This window comes from Muriicola sp. Z0-33, from assembly GCF_026126425.1.
GTDB lineage: Bacteria > Bacteroidota > Bacteroidia > Flavobacteriales > Flavobacteriaceae > JAFMPW01.
In genome coordinates, this window is sequence record NZ_JAFMPW010000006.1 from 175,348 (window position 1) to 195,232 (window position 19,885).

Annotated in this window: 21 protein-coding genes; 8 read left to right on the forward strand and 13 right to left on the reverse strand. The window is 40.5% G+C overall.

Translation table 11 applies throughout. The features are described 5' to 3' along the window. Positions 1-100: 100 nt before the first annotated feature. Entirely contained in the window at positions 101-1,588 is a 1,488-nt protein-coding gene (locus J1G40_RS10440) for a S10 family peptidase (protein WP_265242577.1), read from the reverse strand. Between the two features lie 152 nt (positions 1,589-1,740). On the opposite strand from J1G40_RS10440, the gene J1G40_RS10445 reads away from it, so the two are divergent. Then, positions 1,741-2,877 carry a Gfo/Idh/MocA family protein gene (locus tag J1G40_RS10445; RefSeq protein ID WP_265242578.1) on the forward strand — a complete coding sequence of 379 codons (1,137 nt, stop codon included), beginning with the start codon at positions 1,741-1,743 and terminating at the stop codon, positions 2,875-2,877. A gap of 129 nt (positions 2,878-3,006) precedes the next feature. On the opposite strand, the gene J1G40_RS10450 is transcribed toward J1G40_RS10445, so the two are convergent. The 3 genes from J1G40_RS10450 to J1G40_RS10460 all read right to left on the reverse strand — a co-directional run bounded on the left by J1G40_RS10450 (position 3,007) and on the right by J1G40_RS10460 (position 5,080). Further along, positions 3,007-3,399, reverse strand: coding sequence for a hypothetical protein (locus tag J1G40_RS10450; protein WP_265242579.1), 393 nt, complete (start codon positions 3,397-3,399; stop codon positions 3,007-3,009). A 211-nt stretch (positions 3,400-3,610) separates the two neighbouring features. Further along, positions 3,611-4,375 carry a TIGR02757 family protein gene (locus J1G40_RS10455; protein ID WP_265242580.1) on the reverse strand — a complete coding sequence of 255 codons (765 nt, stop codon included), beginning with the start codon at positions 4,373-4,375 and terminating at the stop codon, positions 3,611-3,613. A 45-nt stretch (positions 4,376-4,420) separates the two neighbouring features. Next, positions 4,421-5,080 carry an ABC transporter ATP-binding protein gene (locus J1G40_RS10460; RefSeq protein ID WP_265242581.1) on the reverse strand — a complete coding sequence of 220 codons (660 nt, stop codon included), beginning with the start codon at positions 5,078-5,080 and terminating at the stop codon, positions 4,421-4,423. Between the two features lie 205 nt (positions 5,081-5,285). Here J1G40_RS10460 and folE point away from each other — a divergent pair, with 205 nt between their 5' ends. The 4 genes from folE to J1G40_RS10480 all read left to right on the forward strand — a co-directional run bounded on the left by folE (position 5,286) and on the right by J1G40_RS10480 (position 7,844). Further along, positions 5,286-5,885: a GTP cyclohydrolase I FolE gene (folE, locus tag J1G40_RS10465; RefSeq protein ID WP_265242582.1), complete on the forward strand. Its 600-nt coding sequence runs from the start codon at positions 5,286-5,288 to the stop codon at positions 5,883-5,885. Between the two features lie 149 nt (positions 5,886-6,034). Continuing rightward, a complete protein-coding gene (locus tag J1G40_RS10470; RefSeq protein WP_265242583.1) occupies positions 6,035-6,499 on the forward strand; it encodes a DUF2807 domain-containing protein in 465 nt (154 codons plus the stop codon). A 119-nt stretch (positions 6,500-6,618) separates the two neighbouring features. Next, positions 6,619-6,927 carry a hypothetical protein gene (locus J1G40_RS10475; RefSeq protein WP_265242584.1) on the forward strand — a complete coding sequence of 103 codons (309 nt, stop codon included), beginning with the start codon at positions 6,619-6,621 and terminating at the stop codon, positions 6,925-6,927. A gap of 35 nt (positions 6,928-6,962) precedes the next feature. Next, the gene (locus tag J1G40_RS10480) at positions 6,963-7,844 is read left to right on the forward strand and encodes a sterol desaturase family protein (RefSeq protein WP_265242585.1); all 882 of its coding nucleotides are present in this window, start codon (positions 6,963-6,965) and stop codon (positions 7,842-7,844) included. Positions 7,845-7,850: 6 nt separating this feature from the next. On the opposite strand, the gene J1G40_RS10485 is transcribed toward J1G40_RS10480, so the two are convergent. The 8 genes from J1G40_RS10485 to J1G40_RS10520 all read right to left on the reverse strand — a co-directional run bounded on the left by J1G40_RS10485 (position 7,851) and on the right by J1G40_RS10520 (position 15,385). Beyond that, positions 7,851-10,097, reverse strand: a complete 2,247-nt coding sequence (locus J1G40_RS10485; protein ID WP_265242586.1) for a TonB-dependent receptor — start codon at positions 10,095-10,097, stop codon at positions 7,851-7,853. 39 nt (positions 10,098-10,136) lie between these two features. Beyond that, positions 10,137-10,469: a hypothetical protein gene (locus J1G40_RS10490; RefSeq protein WP_265242587.1), complete on the reverse strand. Its 333-nt coding sequence runs from the start codon at positions 10,467-10,469 to the stop codon at positions 10,137-10,139. 51 nt (positions 10,470-10,520) lie between these two features. Further along, the gene (locus J1G40_RS10495) at positions 10,521-10,838 is read right to left on the reverse strand and encodes a DUF6787 family protein (RefSeq protein WP_265242588.1); all 318 of its coding nucleotides are present in this window, start codon (positions 10,836-10,838) and stop codon (positions 10,521-10,523) included. 32 nt (positions 10,839-10,870) lie between these two features. Beyond that, positions 10,871-11,329, reverse strand: coding sequence for a DUF6146 family protein (locus J1G40_RS10500; protein ID WP_265242589.1), 459 nt, complete (start codon positions 11,327-11,329; stop codon positions 10,871-10,873). Between the two features lie 105 nt (positions 11,330-11,434). Continuing rightward, positions 11,435-12,073: a DUF937 domain-containing protein gene (locus tag J1G40_RS10505; RefSeq protein ID WP_265242590.1), complete on the reverse strand. Its 639-nt coding sequence runs from the start codon at positions 12,071-12,073 to the stop codon at positions 11,435-11,437. A gap of 87 nt (positions 12,074-12,160) precedes the next feature. After that, on the reverse strand, positions 12,161-13,111 hold the full coding sequence (locus J1G40_RS10510) for a D-2-hydroxyacid dehydrogenase (protein WP_265242591.1): 951 nt from the start codon (positions 13,109-13,111) through the stop codon (positions 12,161-12,163). A gap of 51 nt (positions 13,112-13,162) precedes the next feature. After that, positions 13,163-14,227, reverse strand: coding sequence for a 3-phosphoserine/phosphohydroxythreonine transaminase (gene serC, locus J1G40_RS10515; protein WP_265242592.1), 1,065 nt, complete (start codon positions 14,225-14,227; stop codon positions 13,163-13,165). Positions 14,228-14,314: 87 nt separating this feature from the next. Then, complete coding sequence (locus J1G40_RS10520) at positions 14,315-15,385, reverse strand: acyl-CoA reductase (RefSeq protein WP_265242593.1); 1,071 nt, start codon at positions 15,383-15,385, stop codon at positions 14,315-14,317. 88 nt (positions 15,386-15,473) lie between these two features. Between J1G40_RS10520 and J1G40_RS10525 the strand changes: the two genes are divergently transcribed. Then, the gene (locus tag J1G40_RS10525) at positions 15,474-15,827 is read left to right on the forward strand and encodes a 4Fe-4S dicluster domain-containing protein (protein WP_265242594.1); all 354 of its coding nucleotides are present in this window, start codon (positions 15,474-15,476) and stop codon (positions 15,825-15,827) included. 46 nt (positions 15,828-15,873) lie between these two features. On the opposite strand, the gene speB is transcribed toward J1G40_RS10525, so the two are convergent. After that, positions 15,874-16,653, reverse strand: a complete 780-nt coding sequence (gene speB / locus J1G40_RS10530; protein WP_265242595.1) for an agmatinase — start codon at positions 16,651-16,653, stop codon at positions 15,874-15,876. Positions 16,654-16,764: 111 nt separating this feature from the next. On the opposite strand from speB, the gene ychF reads away from it, so the two are divergent. Both ychF and J1G40_RS10540 read left to right on the forward strand, forming a co-directional pair. Then, positions 16,765-17,859: a redox-regulated ATPase YchF gene (gene ychF, locus J1G40_RS10535; RefSeq protein WP_265242596.1), complete on the forward strand. Its 1,095-nt coding sequence runs from the start codon at positions 16,765-16,767 to the stop codon at positions 17,857-17,859. 157 nt (positions 17,860-18,016) lie between these two features. After that, positions 18,017-19,870 (forward strand): DNA topoisomerase IV subunit B, encoded by a 1,854-nt coding sequence (locus J1G40_RS10540; protein ID WP_265242597.1) that lies wholly within the window; start codon positions 18,017-18,019, stop codon positions 19,868-19,870. The last annotated feature ends 15 nt before the right edge of the window (positions 19,871-19,885 follow it).

Below are 19,885 nucleotides of genomic sequence, written 5' to 3' on the forward strand. Positions count from 1 at the left end.
GGCAGAAGATACAAAATCTGCACAGACAGCAAAAGCCAACTTTATGTAGAAAACCAATAATAGATTTGAACATATAGGTGGCTTAATATTTTATCAGAGATCAGTATTTTGCACTTTTACCATTGGCCAGGGTCCTGGTAATAAATGTCCTGATATCCTCATTGGCCTTTTTAAGATCTTCCCTTCTGAGGTACATCATATGTCCACTGCGATAGCCCTTAAATTCGAAGCGGTCTTTTAGCCTGCCGCTGGGGTCTGTTTGCCACATGGTATATTTGGCATTAAAATAAGTGGTAGCGCCATCGTAATACCCGGATTGAACAAGGACATTCAGATACGGGTTTTGCGCCATAGCCTGTCTGAGGTTGTCTCTGGTTTCATCATTCTCATTATTCCAGGGCCTTACGGGGCCAAACATATTATATTTAATGTCTGTTTTGAGTTTTAACTCCTCCTGCAGATAATAATTTATAGCAGGGGTAAAGCTATGCAGCCAGGAGGTGATTTCCGGATTGTAATCTGTTTCTGTGCCCAACATTTTCTTATCCATACCTAAATAGCGAGAATCTAGCCGGCCAATAGTATATCCGCCTTTCTCCTTAAGTAAATTCTTCCAAAAGAAGCGGGTAGGGATCACCAGATTCTGGTCTAGTATATCCTTTTCTGATAGCCCTGAGTAATATGCCATTTTTTTAGCTACTTCACCCTTTTCGTTTTTATCAATAAATCCACCTTTAGCCAGGGCAGGGATAAGGGTGTTTACGGTATACGCCTCAGATTCCGGTAGTATTTCGAGCAAGTCTTTATTTTGAAGGGCAGGAGGCAATGCTTTATGGTGCCATGCAGCTGCCGTATAATAGGGGAGGTTTAGCGCATTAGACACCGGGCCACCTACTCGGATAACTTTGTAATCTGCTGGGGAGACCATAATTACCCCGTTGAGGTACATCCACTGTTGGTTCTGTAATGCAAGAGAAAGCCCCATAACCCTTGTACCACCATAACTCTCTCCTATAATATATTTTGGCGACCTCCATCTGTTGTTTCTGGTAACAAAGGTGTTTAACCATTCGGCCAGGTATTTAATGTCTGCATTGATCCCAAAGAATTTATCCCTGTCCACTTCTTTTCCTGTTTCCGGGATGGTTCTTGAATAGCCTGTATTGGCAGGGTTTACGTAAACAATATCTGTAACATCCAATACAGAATACGGGTTGTGCCTTACGCCATAGGGCTGTACAGGATAACCTTCATCATCAATATTTAATATTCTTGGTCCTGTATAGGCCAAATGCATCCAGACCGATCCAGAACCCGGGCCGCCGTTAAAGGAGATAAGCAGGGGCCTGGAAGCCCTGTCTCTGACATTATTTCTTGTGTAGTAGGTGTAATGCAGGGCTGCGATGGGCTGGCCCATTTCATCCCAAACCGGCTGTGTTCCTGTTTTTGCAGTATATGAGAAGGCCGTGCCATTGACGGTGACATTATGTTGGGTGGTTACTACAGTGTCTATTGGAAGTTTGCGTTCCTGTGCACTAAGTAATTGGGTGGCAAGCAGGGTTAGGGTAATACAGATGATGTTTTTCATTTCAGGCTTGAATTTAGTCTGGACTAAAATAGGGATTTTAGGTTAGATAAGTATTCTTATCCATGAAAGTTAAAACTGTTTTAAAACGGCTATGAGCTTGGCGCTTAGTTCCTATATTTAAAGAACGCTAACTAATCTAAAACCTTTGTCGTATGAGTAAATTAGACAGAAGAACATTTGGCAACCTTTTAGGACGAGGTACCGCTGCTGCTGCATTATTGGGAGGAATACCCCTGGCGTGTGCCATGTCTGGGAAGAAAGACCATTCTAAAAAGTTAGGAGTTGCCCTCGTTGGTTTGGGCGGTTATAGTACCTATCAGTTAGCTCCCGCCCTGGAAGACACGGAGCATTGTTATCTGGCTGGCATTGTAACCGGAACCCCTGCAAAAGAATCCGTATGGGCGCGTAAATACAATATCCCTCAGGAAAGTATTTACAATTATGAGAATTTCGATACAATTGCAAAGAATAAGAATATCGATATAGTATATGTTGTATTGCCAAATAGTATGCATGCCGAATTTTCTATTAGGGCGGCTAAGGCCGGGAAACATGTTATTTGTGAAAAACCGATGGCGATATCTGTAGAAGAGTGCGATGCTATCATTGCGGCCTGCAAACAAGCCAACGTAAAATTAGGTATGGGATACCGTTTGCATTCTGAACCCTATACCAAAGAAGTAAAACGTTTTGTCCGGGAAAAGACCTTTGGAGAATTAAAAGAAATTAGTGCTGATGCTGCATATGTGTCCCGCGGAAACCCTGATCAATGGCGCCTTAACCGGGCCTTGTCTGGTGGTGGAGCCCTAATGAATATGGGGGTGTATGCGATTCAGAGCATTATTTATGGTTCAGGAATGAATCCTGTAGCAGTGACAGCTCAGGAGTATAGTACCAGGCCAGAGTACTTTAAAGATACCGACGAGACCATTACTGCACAGCTAGAATTACCTACGGGAGTCAGGGCCGAGATAATGACCTCTCATAATAAAAGAGCAAACAGACTATATGCTTCCTGCGAAAATGGATGGTTTGAGCTGGATCCTGCCAGCACCTATATTCCTCTGGCCGGGAGAACTTCCAAAGGGCCGCTTACCTTTCCACAAGAAAGCCAGCAAAAATTGCAAATGGACGATTTTGCCAGACATATTCTTAAAGGAACAACTAATGTAGCTCCTGGTGAAATGGGGAAAAGAGATATGATAATTGTTGAAGCCATTTACAGATCTATTGCAGAGGGGAACAAAAGAATAGATTTAGATCTTGGGACTATGGGGATTGTTAATTAGCCAGTACCAGTAAGTTTTCATCTTACTAGGGATTTAAGAGTCGAAGATATTTAGGCAAAAGGGAAGGGCTGGGAGCTGAAGGAAACAGTTGTGACTTACCTCTGCTAAACAAATAAAATTGGATTTACCTTATACGTAAAGGCCCAGGGGTTCATCCTCCTTATCATATAACAACCAGTATTCTGCCGTTTTTATGTCTCCAAAGATTTTGAGGCAGGCGGCCCTGTTATTTGCTACGGCCTGGAAGAATTTTTTGTCATCCTTCCCTTTCCATACCATGGCCATCTTTATCCTGTCCCTTAAAGTATCTGCCAGAATTTCGCTGAGAAAAAACAGTTCAATATTGGGTATCTCCTTATACCTGACCAAGATGAGATCTACCAGAATCTTGAATGAATTTAATTCCAGGCATTTCTTTTTTATCAGAGCCGGATATTTAATAAATTCCCGATAGTTATAATCTCCCTTAACAGTCAATACCAAAAAACTGCCTTTATCCTTAAAAGTAAAGTTACTGCCCATACTAATACGTTAAAAATAAAGTGACCGAAAAGTCTGGGGGGATGTAAATTAAGGAGCTAGGTGTGAGCTAATAATATACGAATTATTTTATAAAGTTGTAGGAATTTATCAAAATTGGATAAAAATTATTTGGTTATGCCAATGTTTTACTTCCCTCAGCCATTTGAAAATAAGGAGTTTTTAATGCCTTTACAGTCAGTATTTTAAAGAATTACCATTTTTCAAATACTCCTAATCCAAACAAAGCATAATCATATTTCACCGGATCTGTCGGGTCTAGTTGTCTTAGATGTTTATCTAGTTCAATAAGGGCTTTTGCATCGTTCTGCTTTCGATGCAATAATCCTAGACTTCTGGCCACTCTTCCGGAATGTACATCCAGGGGGCAGCTCAATTGTGAGGGAGAAACGCTGTCCCATAAACCAAAATCAACGCCTGTTGTGTCTTTACGGACCATCCATCTCAGAAACATATTTATTCGCTTGGCTGCCGACCCTTTTAGGGGGTCAGAGATGTGTTTGGTGGTCCTGGATGGATGCGGAATTTCAAAAAAAAGTTGTTTAAAGGCGCTTATAGCAGGCTGAAGGGAGGCCGGATGGGCATAGGACCTGAATACACTTTCCAGACCATGGTGTTTAGTGTACAAATTCTTAAGGCCTTTGATAAATTGTGTAAAATCGGTGCCATTGAAGGTTCTGTGTACAAAGGGCAGCAAAGCATCCAGGTCGCTCTCCTTGTGATGCATAACAAACTGAAAAGGATCATTGTCGAGGAATTGCATCATACGGTTGGCATTTTTAATGATGCTTTTCCGATTCCCCCAGGAGATTGTGGCTGTAAGAAAGGCGCTTATTTCTATATCCTCTTTCTTTTCAAATTTATGCGGAACCTGGATGGGATCTGTGGCGATAAATTTGGAATTATTGTATTGCAAGACCTTGGCATCCATAAAGTCTTTCAATTCTTGCTGTTTCATTCCCATGGGATACCCAATTATATCCTAAGTACGGACAAAAGTATTTTATAGTATTTGACCATCTACCATGGTTAACTTCCTGTCGGCCATATCGGCCAATTCTGAATTATGGGTAACAATGACAAAGGTCTGGCCAAATTTATCTCTTAATTCAAAGAAGAGTTTGTGCAAAGTATCTGCGCTTTCCGAGTCCAGATTTCCACTGGGTTCATCCGCCAGGATGGTAGACGGATTATTTATCAAAGCTCTGGCAACTGCTACCCGCTGCTGCTCGCCTCCGGATAGCTCATTAGGTTTATGATGATGCCTGTCTTTTAGTCCCAGAAAATCTAGCAATTCTGCTGCTCTTGCTTTAGCTGCTGCCTGTGGTGTTTTTTTAATAAAAGCCGGGATACATACATTCTCGATAGCTGTAAATTCGGGTAGAAGTTGGTGAAACTGGAAAATAAATCCCAAATGTTCATTCCGGAATTTAGCCATCGCCTTATCGCTGAGGGTATTCACTGCCACATTATCTATGTTGATAACACTACTCTCCGGATTAGAAGCTACATCTAAGGTGCCTAATATTTGCAACAAAGTAGTTTTACCTGCTCCGGAAGGCCCCACAATTGAAACTATTTCACCTTTAGCTATTTCAAGATCAACTCCTTTAAGCACCTGAAGCTGTCCGTAATATTTTTGAATGTTGCTCGCTTTGATCATGTATCAAATCATTTACTGCCCGAAAGTAGCTATAAGTGCAGACATGGCAAAAATAACAATCTCCCCCATAAATTCTTGTGAGATTTTGTTTATTATTACGACCAATAGGTGCATGCTTTCCTGGCGAGGTATAATATTCTGTCAGGATGCTACTATTTTAGCTAAAATTCACCATATTTAACAACAATAAATACGGAAGTACCCTATGTCACCATATAGAAATTTAGAGGAGTATAATATTGAGATCACTAATGAGGTCAGAGAACATTTTTCAAAAATAATAGATGATATCGGCGAAAATGTAGCGCGGGAAGGACTTACCAAAACCCCTGAACGTGCGGCCAAGGCCATGCTATTTCTAACACAAGGCTATAAGCAGAATGCTGTAGAGATTCTTCAGGGGGCTATGTTTAAAGAAGATTATGACGATATGGTTATTATCAAGGACATAGAAGTCTACTCACTTTGTGAACATCATATGCTGCCATTTTTCGGGAAAGCCCATATTGCATATATACCAGACGGACACATTGTTGGGCTTAGTAAGATACCACGGGTAGTGGATGTCTTTGCAAGGCGTTTACAGGTGCAGGAGAGACTTACTCATGATATTCTGGAGTGTATCAATGATACTTTAAAACCAAAAGGAGTTGCAGTGGTGATTGAAGCGGCGCATATGTGTATGATGATGCGTGGGGTGCAAAAACAGAATTCGGTGACCACCACCTCGGGCTTCAGGGGCCAGTTCGAAAAAATTGAAACCAGAAACGAATTTTTAAAATTAATTAGCTCCACGCTTTCCTGATACTGCCTGCTTGCATCTGGTTGTGAATCAACCACAAGTATTGGTTAGAATATTATCACATTTAGTACCAACTGTGTTAAAATTGTCGGTTTGTTGTAACACAAGGCTTTTTACAGCGTCTCTTTAATATAACCTTAACCAGTTCATTCATGAAGAATGTACTCCTTCTTCTTTTTATATTAATTGGTGCGCCATGTTTTGCACAAAATAATGAGGCCCTTATAGCATTCGATTCGATCGACAGCAATATTGGAGCAAATATAAACATCATTAAAGCTGACGAACATAAAATAGAACTTACAGGGGATGGCGAAATTATAAAACACATCAACTGGGCTGTTAATAATAGAAATTTAAAGATCAGATCGGATAGTAAAACCATTAACTATGAGGAGGTGATACTAAATGTATATACACCCTCTCTGAACGTGTTAAGCGTATCAGATGGCGGCAAGACAATAATGGACGGCAGTTTTAACCGCCTAAACAATTTTGAAGTTACCGCCTCAGGAGATGCTATTGTTGATCTTTCGAGAGTAGAGTTCAAAACTTTGATTGCCAATTCTAAACTTGGTGGTCAGATTATTTATAACGATCCTGCAGCACCATTTTAATTGGCTTACTCATTGGATTAACCACAAGGGATGCATCCTCAATTCGAATAAATTTCCTTACCAAACTTCATTTTTGGCATTTAAATTGATTCCTTTAAAAGGAATACTTAATTTTAAACATGTCAAATAGTAAACAAAATAAATACAGAGATTTGTTCCTGGGACTTCTTTTTGATGCCATTGGGATGGTCTCTTTTTTAATTCCGGGAATTGGAGAATTCTCGGATGTAATTTGGGCTCCGATCGCAGGGTGGTTAATGACCAGGATCTATAAAGGAAAAGTAGGCCAGGCAGCTGGTATTTTCACCTTTATAGAAGAAATTATCCCAGGATTGGATATTATTCCCACTTTTACCATAATGTGGCTGTATACGTACGTATTTAAGAGTGCTAAGGCCACGAGAGTAATAGATATTGATGCTAAATAAATCCGGGCGTAGAAGGCCCTGAGTAATGTTGAAATATGGATTCCTACCTAGAAGCTTTTTTAAATGCATTTTCTTCTAATGTCAACTGGACATGGAGGTCTATTCTTTTTGATGTACCATGGTACACCAACTATTTCTGGGGCCTGATACTAATTTCTTTATTCATTTGGGGTCTGGAGATTTTATTTCCCTGGCGAAAGCAGCAAGCTGTTTTTAGAAAGGACTTTTGGCTCGATGGATTTTATATTTTCTTTAATTTCTTCATTTTCACTATTGCAATCAGTGGTTTTTACAAACTCCTGGAGGTTTTATTTAATGATTTGGGCATCACTGCCCGCAGTTTGTCCATTGTAGATATAAGATTATGGCCAAATTGGACACAATTGATTTTATTTTTTGTGCTGCTCGATTTTTTCCAGTGGTTTACACATGTCTTATTACATAAGTACAATTTCCTTTGGCAATTCCATAAAATACATCACAGTGTAAAAGAGATGGGTTTTGCTGCTCACTTTCGCTATCATTGGATGGAGAACATTTTTTATAAACCGCTAAAGACATTGGGGGTGATGTTGCTTGGAGGGTTTGAACCTCAGCAGGCCTTTATTGTTCACTTTGTAGCGATAGCCATAGGGCACTTAAACCATGCTAATGTGAAGGTTAGCTGGGGACCTTTAAAGTATTTATTTAACAATCCGGTAATGCATTTATACCACCATTCCTATGTGTTACCTAAAGGGAAATACGGGGTAAATTTTGGAATAAGTTTAAGCCTTTGGGACTACCTCTTTAAAACCAATTATATCCCTGAAGATAGCGGAACCATTCCGCTTGGATTTAAAGGAGATGAGGAAATTCCCAAAGACTTTTTACATCAACTAGGATATGGATTTAGAAAAACCAAATCCTCAGACTAAATAGCCTCAGAGTGCAACACTAAGACCAACACTTATATTCCGTCCTATGTTAGGAATTCCATCTGACTTTAATCTGGACAAATGGGCAATATAGTTCTGATCTAACAAATTGTTGGCGCTCAGTCTGAGTTCTGCGTCTTTATTAAATAACGAAAAGTTTCCACCGCAGCCTATATTTAATAAATTATAGCTATCAGTTGTAGTTTCAAACTCGCTAAAATTGTCCTGAGTAAAAACAGATTGCAGACTAACGAAGGCGTAACTTCTTTTCAGCCAGCGACTCTTGTCCTCAAATTCTATCCTCAGTGTATTTTTCAGTTTGTTTGCTGGTATCAGTGGCAAGTTATCCCCGTTATCTAGTTTTCCTCTTACAGTTTCGAAACTGCTTTCGAGATGAAGCCAATCTAACGGATGAGGATGAAGGTGAAATACTATTTCACCCCCATAAAGCCTTGCATTTTGTTGTCTGTATAGAAAAACTGCATCCTCACCAACAACCTCACCATTGGGCTCTATAAAGATGTAGTCTTTTATGCTATTGTAGAAGCCATTCAGATAAAACTCTACATGCTCATTTTTATATTCCAGTGCAACATCTGTCTGCAGGTTTTTTTCATTTTTTAGATCCGGATCCCCAATTTCAAATCGGTTAGTACCCTCATGGACACCATTTGAAGTAAGCTCCGCCAGGTTGGGTGCTCTGAATCCGGAAGCAAAATTTACTCTTCCGATAAGTTTATCCATAACATCAACTCTATAGCCTAAAGCCGCATTAAAACTAGTGAAATCCCTGTCTAGTGATGCTATATAGCCTTCTGTGGCGGCTATTCCGCTTTCTTCACCAGTTATGGCCCTGTGATCAAAACGAAGGCCAAATTGAATATCGCTTTTGTCAAAATGTAAGTGGGAATTTGCTAAAACTCCAATATCTGAGGTGGTGGCGTCTGGAATCAGGATTTCTTCGCCAAAGTTTTTATTGGTTTGCCGCATCCCCTGGATACCCACAATGGTTTCCAGACGTTTGCCCTTAGGGAGATTGTAGAGAAGGTTATAATTAAATGTAGAAAGATGCATATCGAGAGCTGCCCCTTCCTCTTCCTCTTCCTCTTCCATTCCTTCTTCCTCCTCATGGTCTTCAAACTCCTTCCGATCATTAAAGATATATCCTAATGTAATTTTCAGGCTGGATTTGTTAAAGAATATACTGGTTGCGGAGCTCAATATATGATTATGGAGTTCCTGGTATGGAAGGGTGGGGGTTCTGTCTCTGGTCTGAGCCCCTATCTCTTCTGGGATTCCCAATTCGGATGCATTATAATTGTATCTGAATTCTGTTTTTAGAATGCCTGCCTGGTAACCCATTCCAGTTTTAAGGTCATATTCTCTGAATCGAGAATTGGTAACTCTTAATCCATCTCCGCCCTTATAGTCGGTATGAGTAGTATGCCCTCCTCTGACCAAAAACTTAAATCGTTCTCCGGAAGATTTAAACCCCAAATTTGTACCAAGCCCCGTAGTATTGGAATAATAATTCATATTGATATCCCCCGAACTGGTATTGGCAAGCGCAAACCTTTCCGGATTCAGATAAAGGACCCCTCCAAGGGCATCTGAACCGTAAAGCAGGGAAGCGGGCCCCTTGATAACTTCCACACTTTCTATTCCGGCCTCTCCTATGCCCAGGCCGTGTTCATCTCCAAATTGTTGATTTTCTAGTCGTATACCCTGGGTATAGACCAAAACCCTGTTAGCACTTAAACCCCGTATCACGGGTTTCCCAATTCCCACCCCGGTAGAAACGGTTTCAACCCCGGCAATATTTGTAATACCATCGGCCAGAGTAATGGCTCCACGGGTTTTTAAATCGGCTATTTTCGCCTGTTCTACCTTCATTACATTTTCACGCTGTAATTTGTGGAAGGGAGTAGATACAATTACTTCTTCCATTTCAATGACACTTGGAATCAGTTGAACTTCTAGATTATTAACTCCTGTTGTAATTTCAAAAGTTTTGGAAAAAGTTTGGTAGCCTATATATGATACCACCAGTTTGTAGGAACCTAGGGGCAGGCTGGATACCTGGAAAACCCCTTCAGAATTTGTAACCGCACCTCTTTCCAATTGAGGGAAATACACGGATACCTGCTCTAAAGGAGCATTATTCTCGGCATCGGTTATTTTTCCTGAAACTGAATTTTGGGCATGGGTTACTGATATAGATATTGCAAAAAGCAATGAACAAAAATATTTCATACTTAGAATTTTAATTAACCAAATTGTAAAATTGTCGAACTATGAAATATTCGGGGGCCCTCTGAGAGAGAAATGAAGTTTTTGAAAGGAACTTAAAAATGAATAATAATTACTATTGATACTGAACTGCCTGATGGGGGAGTAAACCTCAAAATTTACAATAGGGGGGTAAAATTGCTGTGTAAGCTTAAACTTCTGAAACTCACAGTCAAATTCGGCCTCATGAATGTGAACAGCAATGTTTTCGACACATTTCTGATTTTTATGCCCGTGCACAGCATGGGCTAATTTCATGATATTCGGCAGTGCCATAAAGGCGATAAGCGTAAAAGAAGCAAGGGATAAGTAAAGGTCTCTTTTAATAGCCATCATGCTGCAAATTAATTCAATATAGACGTGCCACAATGTTAAGGAAATTATAATTTACTTTAAAAGAAATCCGAGCCCCATTCTTTGTAGCATCTTCTTTTCAAAATTCCAGAAAAATCTGAATTGTCCGAAAACCCAGCCAAAGACAACTAGTAATACCTGGTATATCGGGAATATAATCAGTAATCTGATGGTCCAGTAGATCCACCCACTCCACCAACTATCCGGGAAAATTGATCTGTCAAATCCAATCCATTCTAGAAACGGACGTGCCACATAAACAGAAGATGATCCTGTAATTGCAAAAACAACGAAGATGATGATCAGCTGAAAGGTAGACTCAATGCCCCAACGACTTTTTAGTTTATCCATAGGAATTTAAAAGAGCTGGCAAATATATTCAATTAAATCCTTGGCACAAAAGGTCCCAGACGTTGATTGTATTTACGCTGGAAATAGATAAAGTAATTGTAGAGTTTGAAATTTACCTCATAACCATAGTCTATATGCGGCTCATAGTCTATTTGCATCTGATATAGGTTAGGGTCAAATCGCATGGGCTGCAGCACCCTTTGGTTCCAATTAGAAACAAGTATCCGGTTTCTGGTTTCCAGGTACGACTGGGAATAATACCCTTCGGGCTTTGCAATACTTTGCAGCCAGAAATTAAAACCAGGTTCAATTATTATTATCTCATATTCGGTCTTATCGCTTTTAATCTCAATTGTATCTTCCGTAGTTTGTTGAAATGCTAATTTTTCATCTTCACTAACAACAACGGCCTCCTTTGAGCTTTTACAGCCAATTGCAAACCCTAATGCAACCACAAAAATACTCAGCAACACCCCTTTCGTCCTATTCATCTTTTGCATTTTAATAAATCAATAATCTCTAATAAAAGATACAAAAAAAGCCATTCGCACCGGCGAATGGCTATGTTAAATAACGTTAAGTTTTATTGCGTTTAATTATTTCCCAAAAAGACCTCCCAGTAACCCTCCCAGGCCACCGCTTTTCTTTTTAGATCCACCGCCCATTACCATGCCGGCGACGTCATCCAGGATGCTTCCGTCACCATCTGCATCAAGCAAAGTGGTAATAAGACTTTGGTTTTGTTCTGGCTGCCCCCCGAGCATACTGCCGAGCAAGCCGTTCATTCCCTGGGCATCCTGTACATTGCTTTGTGCTTTCTGTTTTCCGAGAAAGCCCATTACAATAGGAGCGGCTATTTTTAAAATTTGCCCTATAGAGCCAGCATCTACGCCAGATTTCTGACTCAATGCATTTTCTACCTGTGGTTGTTTGTTTCCAAATACGTGGCCTAAAATTCCTGCTCCATCATCAACAACTTCCTTGTTAACGCCTCCGCCGAATAAACCCTGCAGGTTATCCAAAATACTGCCATCGTGTTTGGAGGATAACGCACTCATTAATCCTTCAGCACCTCCGGGTTGTGCTACATTTTTTTTCATTGCCCCAAGAAGCAGTGGCATAGCCATGCTAAGAACATCAGAAGTCTTGTTTTCGGCCTGCCCTGTTTCGCTTGCCACCCCGCTGATTAATTGTTTGCCCATTGGGCTGTTTAGTAAATCTAGTAATCCAGACATTTTTATAGTGTTTAATAATTAGTAGGGTAATGTACAAAAATTGTCTTAGAAAACAGTTGTTTAAAAGGGCTTGTGTGTTATTTTGATTTATTTCAACAAAGTAGAAATCTGGCTGGCCAATTCCTCGCCAATCCTGTCTTGTGCCTCTCCGGTTGCGGCTCCGATATGAGGAGAGAGTGAAATATTCGGATGCATTAGGATTTTTAATTCCGGACTGGGTTCAGATTCAAAAACGTCCAGGCCGGCAAAGGCTACCTTACCACTTTCTATGGCATTGATAAGGGCCACTTCATCTATGACACCACCTCTTGCTGCATTTACGATGCCGACACCGGTCTTCATTTTATCGAACTCCGCTTTCCCAATCACATATTCTTTTTGGGCAGGTACGTGCAGGGTAATGAAGTGTGCTTCGGCCAGGATGCTTTCCATAGCGCTGCTTTGTAGCTCAAATGAAACTTTCTGACCATCAAAAAAGTCAACTTCAATGCTGGCTTTCTCTATAAAAGGATCAAAATAAACTACCTTCATACCTACACCCAATGCGATCTTTGCTGTAGCCTGACCAATACGGCCAAAGCCTATTACACCAAGGGTTTTACCTCTTAATTCTATCCCTTTCGCATAGGCCTTTTTTAATTTTTTAAAATTACTGTCTCCTTCCAGAGGCATATTTCTGTTGGCATCATGAAGAAATCTAACCCCACCAAATAAATGGCCAAATACCAATTCGGCTACTGAACTAGATGACGCCGCCGGAGTATTGATTACATGCAATCCTTTTTGCCTGGCATATTCCACATCAATATTGTCCATCCCAACACCGCCACGACCAATTAATTTAAGGCTAGGGCAAGCATCAATAAGGTCTTTACGCACTTGTGTTGCGCTTCTTACAAGTAGCCCTACAATGGCATTTTCATTAATGTAGTTTGGCAGCTGCTCCTGTGCTACGGTAGTAGTAATTACCTCAAAACCTTCTTTTTCAAGGGCGCTTATTCCACTTTGGGAGATTCCGTCATTAGCAAGTATCCTCATGTAATTTGCAGTTTATAATTATAAAAACTTTGATTTTTTATTCCCAGTTTGTCAGGCATTCCGCTCTAAATCGCTCATTATATCTACCAATACGCCTACGCTTTCAAGAGAGAGTGCATTGTACATTGATGCCCGATAACCTCCAACAGAACGGTGGCCGTTGATTCCGTTGATACCTGCGGCTTTGCACATAGTATCGAAAGTTTCTTTAAGGCGCTCATCGGTCAGTGTAAATGTAGCATTCATTGCTGACCTGTCTTCTTTTTCCGCGAAACCTGTAAAAAGTGGATTAAGATCAATTTCGGAATAAATAAGGCTGGCTTTCTTTTCATTGATTTCCTCAATGGTCGAAATGCCTCCCATATCTTTTAACCATTGTAGGGTCAGCATGGAGGTATATACTGCAAAAACAGAAGGAGTATTAAACATGCTGTCTTTTGATATATGTACCTGATAATCTAACATGGAAGGGATCTGACGTGAGACCTTACCAAGAATGTCTTCTTTAACTACCACCAATGTAGTCCCAGCCGGACCCATATTTTTCTGAGCACCAGCATAAATCAGATCGAACATAGAAAAGTCTATCTGCCTCGAGAAAATATCCGAACTCATATCACAAACCAAGGGGATATCCGTGACAGGAAGTGCTTTCACCTGAGTGCCGAAAATGGTGTTATTGGAAGTAAGGTGCAGGTAATCTAAATCTCCCGGCACCTCATAGTTCTTAGGGATATACTTGAAATTCTTATCTTTTGATGAGGCCACCTCAATGATGTCTCCAAAATATTTAGCTTCTTTAATGGCTTTATCGCTCCAGGTACCTGTATTGATGTAACCTGCTTTGTTTTCGAGCAAGTTGTAAGCAACCATTAGAAATTCAAGACTTGCCCCGCCCTGTAAGAACAATGCCTGGTATCCTTTTCCTTCCAGGCCAAGTAGTTCTAATGCCAAAGCCCGTGCAGATTCCATAATAGCCACAAATTCTGTACTTCTATGTGAAATTTCGATGAGAGAAAGCCCAATTCCGTCTAATTCTACCACTGCTTCAGAGGCCTTTTTTAAAACTTCCTGTGGTAATACACAGGGGCCCGCACTAAAATTGTGTTTTTTCATCTTGCAAGAGTTTAGTTATTTTTTTGCTTTTTAATTTAAGCCCGTAAAGGTCATAAATAAAGCTGAAAGATTATTGTCAATTCCGGATTAATTATGTGATGTTTTTAACAAGAATTCAACAGTGTCTATCCCATCTGCATAATCTTCCAGACCAGGCTGTTGTGTTTGCCCAAAGGCCACCTCATCAGAAAACAGACCATTTGCTACTATACACTGAACGGAATCCCTGTTTAAGCTAAGTTTTTCTTTAAGTGCTTCCCTGGAGCTATACTTTTCGTAGAAGAGTGTAGCAATGGGTGAGCCGAAATTCTCATCCTCTTTCAGCATTAAGAAACCGTTATCCAGGAAGTTGAATTCGCTCATCAGGTATACGGCTTTATTGTAATCGTAGTTATTTGCGTATTTAGTAAGGTTTATAATATCCTTATGGGGGTACATGGCATTGAATAAGCCGTCAAAATTATAGTCATCTGGCACATAAATTTTGGAGACACTTCTGCAACCCAATCCAAAATAGGTGAAAACATCCTCGCCTAATGCTTGCAATGTATCTGCGCTTTCTTCACCGGTAAGCACGGCAACGGAGGTTCTGTTTCTTCTTATTATACTGGGTTTGTCTTTGAAATAGTAGTCAAAATAACGGGCTGTATTGTCGCTGCCAGTAGCGATGATGACATCAAAATTCTCCAATCGGTCTTCCTGGAATTTAATCAAGGGCTTAAATTCGGGTTCAATTTGTATGAGGTAATCAGCCATAAAAGGCAGTAGTATTTGATCATTAGAAGACAGTTTCACCAGGACTTTGTGGCCTAAAATTAGTGCACTCAGGAAATCGTGAAATCCTACCAGAGGTATATTGCCGGCCATTATAATAGCCACCGTTTTTTGCTCAGTTCTATCTATTGGGTACTTATTTAGCCATTCTGACAGTATTTCTTCCGTAAGCAGTTGGCTCCATTGGCCCAGTGCAAAAGTGACATTGGTTTTGGTAAACCATCCATTTTTATGGCCAGCCAGCTCGATCTTATTTTCTAAATCTGCAAAAACAGTGTTGCTATTAGTTATTTTATTGTATGTGTTATTGGCATATTCGCAGTATTCCCGGAAAAAATTGCCAAGTTTAACAAAAGCTTGTATTCTACGATGCAGGTGGGCCATTATATTTGTCCAGAATTTTATTAGGATTTACCTTTGCGCAAAAATAAGCATGCTTAAAGGAATTTTAGGCTAACAGAAAGAGAAAATTATGGCAATTGTTATAACCGATGAATGTATTAACTGTGGTGCTTGTGAGCCAGAATGTCCCAATACCGCAATTTATGAAGGTGCAGATGAGTGGAGATATGGCGATGGCACTTCTCTAAAAGGTGATGTTGTTCTTCCAAATGGTAAGGCGGTTAATGCCGATGAGGTACAGGAACCTATAAGTGACGAAATATATTATATATCTCCGGATAAGTGTACAGAATGCATGGGCTTCCATGAAGAACCTCAATGTGCTGCGGTATGCCCGGTAGATTGCTGTGTTCCTGATGATGATCATGTAGAGTCCGAAGAAACACTTTTGGGCAAACAGCGCTTTATGCACCCGGACGGGTAGAACAAATACCTCCTGTTACCTCAGCCTATTATATTGGGATTTGCTTTTATTGTAAACATTTGGCAGCAATTTCCTTTAAGATTTTGGCGCAAACCATGGCGGTCATATTATTTATATCTCTTTCCGGATTATATTCCACTAAATCGGCCCCAAGAACAGGCACATTGATACGATGAATTATACTGATCAGCTCTCTGGTGGTAAGTCCGCCAGGTTCATAGTGTGACACCCCGGGAGCAAAAGCAGGGTCCAGGACATCCATGTCCAGGGACAAATAAACAGGCCTCTTAAATTCCGGGATCTTATTCAGGTGGTAGTCTTTCATTTCCACTACCTTAACACCATATTTTTTAGCTTGTTTACGCTGATGTGAATTTAATGTTCTGATCCCAACCTGGTGGAGCTCCCCCGCGAGACCCTCCTCCATAATTCTGGCAAAAGGACAGGCATGGGAATATTTATCACCTTCAAAGCTGTCATAGAGATCGCCATGAGCATCCAGGTGAAGGATGTCTACAGGGCCATATACTTTATGTATTGCCCGTAGAACAGGATAGCTTATAGAGTGGTCTCCACCTAAAGTAATTAAAGGTGTATTCTTGTTTAGATTAGAAGATGTAATAGACTCTATATCAAAATATTCCACTATTTCAAAATCGCCTTTATCATCAAACACATCAGGAGTAATTTCTACACCCGATTCAGCAAAGAAATTTGCAGAATTACTTCGATATGCCTGCCGGATTAGAGGAGGGGCTTTGGCCGGGCCACGCAGGTAGGACGACTTGTCATCGTACACAATTCCCTGAAGTATAATTTTGCTCATATATAATTCTACAGTTCGCTGTACTAAATATACTAGTAAAAACTATCTTTGCAGCCAAAATTACAAGAAGTCAGAATACAACTGACATTTTCTCGTATAAGATCCTTAAGAATGAAAGCAGGTATAGTAGGATTGCCCAATGTTGGAAAATCTACCCTTTTTAATTGTTTATCTAATGCAAAAGCGCAGAGCGCAAATTTTCCATTTTGTACTATTGAGCCAAATATTGGCGTAGTCAATGTTCCCGATCCGCGACTCCAGAAATTGGAGGAATTGGTCAACCCTCAACGCGTGTTGCCTGCTACGGTTGAGATTGTAGATATAGCCGGACTGGTTAAGGGAGCCAGCAAAGGAGAAGGATTGGGGAATCAGTTTCTTGGGAATATCCGCGAAACAGACGCGATACTGCACGTATTGCGCTGTTTTGACAATGATAACGTGGTGCACGTTGACGGTTCGGTAGACCCGATAAGAGACAAGGAAACCATAGATATGGAACTGCAGTTAAAAGACCTGGAAACCGTTGAAAAAAAGCTCGACAAAGTAAAAAGAGCAGCAAAAACGGGTAATAAGGATGCTCAGAAGGAGGCCGATGCATTAATGCAGTTAAAAACAGGACTGGAAGCGGGTATTTCCGTTCGGGCAATTGAAATAGAGAAGGATGCACGTAGAGATTTTGTTAAACCTTTGCAGCTAATTACAGATAAACCGGTCTTGTATGTTTGTAATGTAGATGAAGATGCAGCGGTAACTGGGAATGCTTATGTAGAAAAGGTGAAATCTGCAGTTGCCAATGAAGATGCGGAAGTCATTGTCCTGGCCGTAGGCACAGAAGCGGATATTACGGAATTGGAAACTTACGAAGAAAGGCAGATGTTTCTGGAAGATCTGGGATTAACCGAACCGGGTTCGGCCAAGTTAATCAGGGGAGCCTATAAACTGTTAAACCTGGAGACTTACTTTACTGCCGGGGAAAAAGAAGTCAGGGCCTGGACCATCCCAATTGGTGCAACGGCCCCTCAGGCAGCTGGGGTAATTCATACCGATTTTGAGAAAGGATTTATCAGGGCAGAGGTGATCTCCTATGATGATTATGTCTCCTACGGTAGTGAGGCTAAAGTAAAGGAAGCGGGAAAAATGCGGGTTGAAGGTAAGGAATATGTGATGCAGGATGGCGATGTCATGCATTTCCGATTTAATGTCTAGAGTGCTTTTGTTCAGGCTGCAAATAGCCGGCAACAGCTTAAGATAAGGAGTACAGCTATCAACAAAATGCAGAAATGATTGTTAATTACTTTCCGTAGCCTGCATTTTGATTTCTGACCTATAATTTTATATTAGCGGGGGTAAACCCCCAAGTAAAATGGCACAATCACAATATACAGAAGAAAATATTCGATCTCTGGACTGGAAGGAGCACATCCGACTGCGTCCTGGAATGTATATTGGAAAGTTAGGAGATGGTTCTTCTGCCGATGATGGGATTTATATTCTTCTTAAAGAAACCATAGACAATTCTATTGACGAATTTGTCATGGGGGCCGGTAAAACAATTGAGATATCTATTCAGGGAGACAAGGTAATTGTTCGCGATTATGGCCGGGGTATTCCCCTGGGGAAAGTTGTGGACGTAGTTTCTAAGATGAATACAGGAGGTAAATATGACACCCGGGCGTTTAAGAAATCTGTTGGATTAAATGGGGTGGGGACCAAAGCAGTGAATGCCCTGTCTACCTTTTTTAGGGTAGAATCTACAAGAGACGGCAAATCTAAATCGGCCGAATTTAACCTGGGGGAGCTTAAAAATGAGGAATTGTTAGAATCAACCTCGCGAAGAAGGGGGACAAAGATCACCTTTACTCCTGATGAAGCTATTTTTAAAAAATACAGGTTCAGAAATGAGTACGTAGAACGGCTGCTAAAGAACTATGTTTACCTTAATCCGGGACTTACCATCTTATTTAACGGAGAAAAGTACTATTCCGAAAATGGCTTAAAAGACCTGTTGGAGGATAATAATAGTACGGAGGATATGCTTTATCCTATTATCCACCTTAAAGGAAACGATATTGAAGTGGCCATTACCCATAGTAAAACTCAGTACAGTGAGGAATACCATTCTTTCGTCAATGGTCAGCACACCACTCAGGGAGGAACACATCAATCTGCTTTCAGGGAAGCCATAGTGCGCACCATCCGTGATTTTTATGGAAAGAACTATGATGCTTCTGATATTAGAAAATCCATAATTTCTGCTATCTCTATAAAAGTAATGGAGCCGGTTTTTGAAAGCCAGACCAAAACCAAACTAGGTTCTACTGATATGGGTGGCAACCTACCTACCGTTCGAACCTACATAAATGATTTTATTGGGAAACAACTAGACAATTACCTGCACAAGAATCAGGAAACGGCAGAGAAGATTCAGCGCAAGATAATGATGGCAGAAAAGGAGCGCAAAGAATTGTCCGGGATACGTAAACTTGCCAGAGAAAGAGCAAAGAAGGCAAGTCTTCATAACAAAAAACTGAGAGACTGCAGAATACATCTGGGAGACATGAAAAACGAAAGGCGGCTAGACAGCACCTTATTCATTACCGAAGGAGATTCTGCTTCCGGGTCTATTACAAAGTCTAGAGACGTAAACACCCAGGCGGTATTCAGTCTTAGAGGAAAGCCCTTAAATTCTTATGGGATGTCAAAGAAGATCGTTTATGAGAATGAGGAATTTAATTTACTTCAGGCTGCCCTGAATATTGAAGAATCCATGGAGGATTTACGTTATAACAACATCGTAATCGCTACTGATGCTGATGTAGATGGAATGCACATCAGGCTATTGCTAATTACTTTCTTTCTGCAGTTTTTTCCCGAACTAATTAAGGAGAATCATCTTTATATTCTTCAAACCCCATTATTCAGAGTAAGGAACAAGAAGGAAACTATTTATTGTTATAGTGATGACGAAAAATATTCGGCCCTGAATAAACTTACAGGCAAAGCCGAAATAACAAGGTTTAAAGGGTTGGGAGAAATTTCGCCCGATGAGTTCAAGCACTTTATTGGAGACGATATCCGCCTGGAGCCTATCATGCTAGATAAAGCCCTTTCTATTGAAGAATTACTTAAGTTCTACATGGGAAAGAACACTCCGGACAGGCAGGAATTTATCATAAATAACCTTAAAGTAGAGGTTGATCTGGTTGAAGACAATTAAATATAAACCCAAATA

Excerpts from the sequence above, each read along its gene's own strand:
- J1G40_RS10440 (WP_265242577.1), bottom strand. The coding sequence starts at position 1,588 with ATGAAAAACATCATCTGTATTACCCTAACCCTGCTTGCCACCCAATTA.
- J1G40_RS10445 (WP_265242578.1), top strand. The coding sequence starts at position 1,741 with ATGAGTAAATTAGACAGAAGAACATTTGGCAACCTTTTAGGACGAGGT.
- J1G40_RS10450 (WP_265242579.1), bottom strand. The coding sequence starts at position 3,399 with ATGGGCAGTAACTTTACTTTTAAGGATAAAGGCAGTTTTTTGGTATTG.
- J1G40_RS10455 (WP_265242580.1), bottom strand. The coding sequence starts at position 4,375 with ATGAAACAGCAAGAATTGAAAGACTTTATGGATGCCAAGGTCTTGCAA.
- J1G40_RS10460 (WP_265242581.1), bottom strand. The coding sequence starts at position 5,080 with ATGATCAAAGCGAGCAACATTCAAAAATATTACGGACAGCTTCAGGTG.
- folE (WP_265242582.1), top strand. The coding sequence starts at position 5,286 with ATGTCACCATATAGAAATTTAGAGGAGTATAATATTGAGATCACTAAT.
- J1G40_RS10470 (WP_265242583.1), top strand. The coding sequence starts at position 6,035 with ATGAAGAATGTACTCCTTCTTCTTTTTATATTAATTGGTGCGCCATGT.
- J1G40_RS10475 (WP_265242584.1), top strand. The coding sequence starts at position 6,619 with ATGTCAAATAGTAAACAAAATAAATACAGAGATTTGTTCCTGGGACTT.
- J1G40_RS10480 (WP_265242585.1), top strand. The coding sequence starts at position 6,963 with ATGGATTCCTACCTAGAAGCTTTTTTAAATGCATTTTCTTCTAATGTC.
- J1G40_RS10485 (WP_265242586.1), bottom strand. The coding sequence starts at position 10,097 with ATGAAATATTTTTGTTCATTGCTTTTTGCAATATCTATATCAGTAACC.
- J1G40_RS10490 (WP_265242587.1), bottom strand. The coding sequence starts at position 10,469 with ATGATGGCTATTAAAAGAGACCTTTACTTATCCCTTGCTTCTTTTACG.
- J1G40_RS10495 (WP_265242588.1), bottom strand. The coding sequence starts at position 10,838 with ATGGATAAACTAAAAAGTCGTTGGGGCATTGAGTCTACCTTTCAGCTG.
- J1G40_RS10500 (WP_265242589.1), bottom strand. The coding sequence starts at position 11,329 with ATGAATAGGACGAAAGGGGTGTTGCTGAGTATTTTTGTGGTTGCATTA.
- J1G40_RS10505 (WP_265242590.1), bottom strand. The coding sequence starts at position 12,073 with ATGTCTGGATTACTAGATTTACTAAACAGCCCAATGGGCAAACAATTA.
- J1G40_RS10510 (WP_265242591.1), bottom strand. The coding sequence starts at position 13,111 with ATGAGGATACTTGCTAATGACGGAATCTCCCAAAGTGGAATAAGCGCC.
- serC (WP_265242592.1), bottom strand. The coding sequence starts at position 14,227 with ATGAAAAAACACAATTTTAGTGCGGGCCCCTGTGTATTACCACAGGAA.
- J1G40_RS10520 (WP_265242593.1), bottom strand. The coding sequence starts at position 15,385 with ATGGCCCACCTGCATCGTAGAATACAAGCTTTTGTTAAACTTGGCAAT.
- J1G40_RS10525 (WP_265242594.1), top strand. The coding sequence starts at position 15,474 with ATGGCAATTGTTATAACCGATGAATGTATTAACTGTGGTGCTTGTGAG.
- speB (WP_265242595.1), bottom strand. The coding sequence starts at position 16,653 with ATGAGCAAAATTATACTTCAGGGAATTGTGTACGATGACAAGTCGTCC.
- ychF (WP_265242596.1), top strand. The coding sequence starts at position 16,765 with ATGAAAGCAGGTATAGTAGGATTGCCCAATGTTGGAAAATCTACCCTT.
- J1G40_RS10540 (WP_265242597.1), top strand. The coding sequence starts at position 18,017 with ATGGCACAATCACAATATACAGAAGAAAATATTCGATCTCTGGACTGG.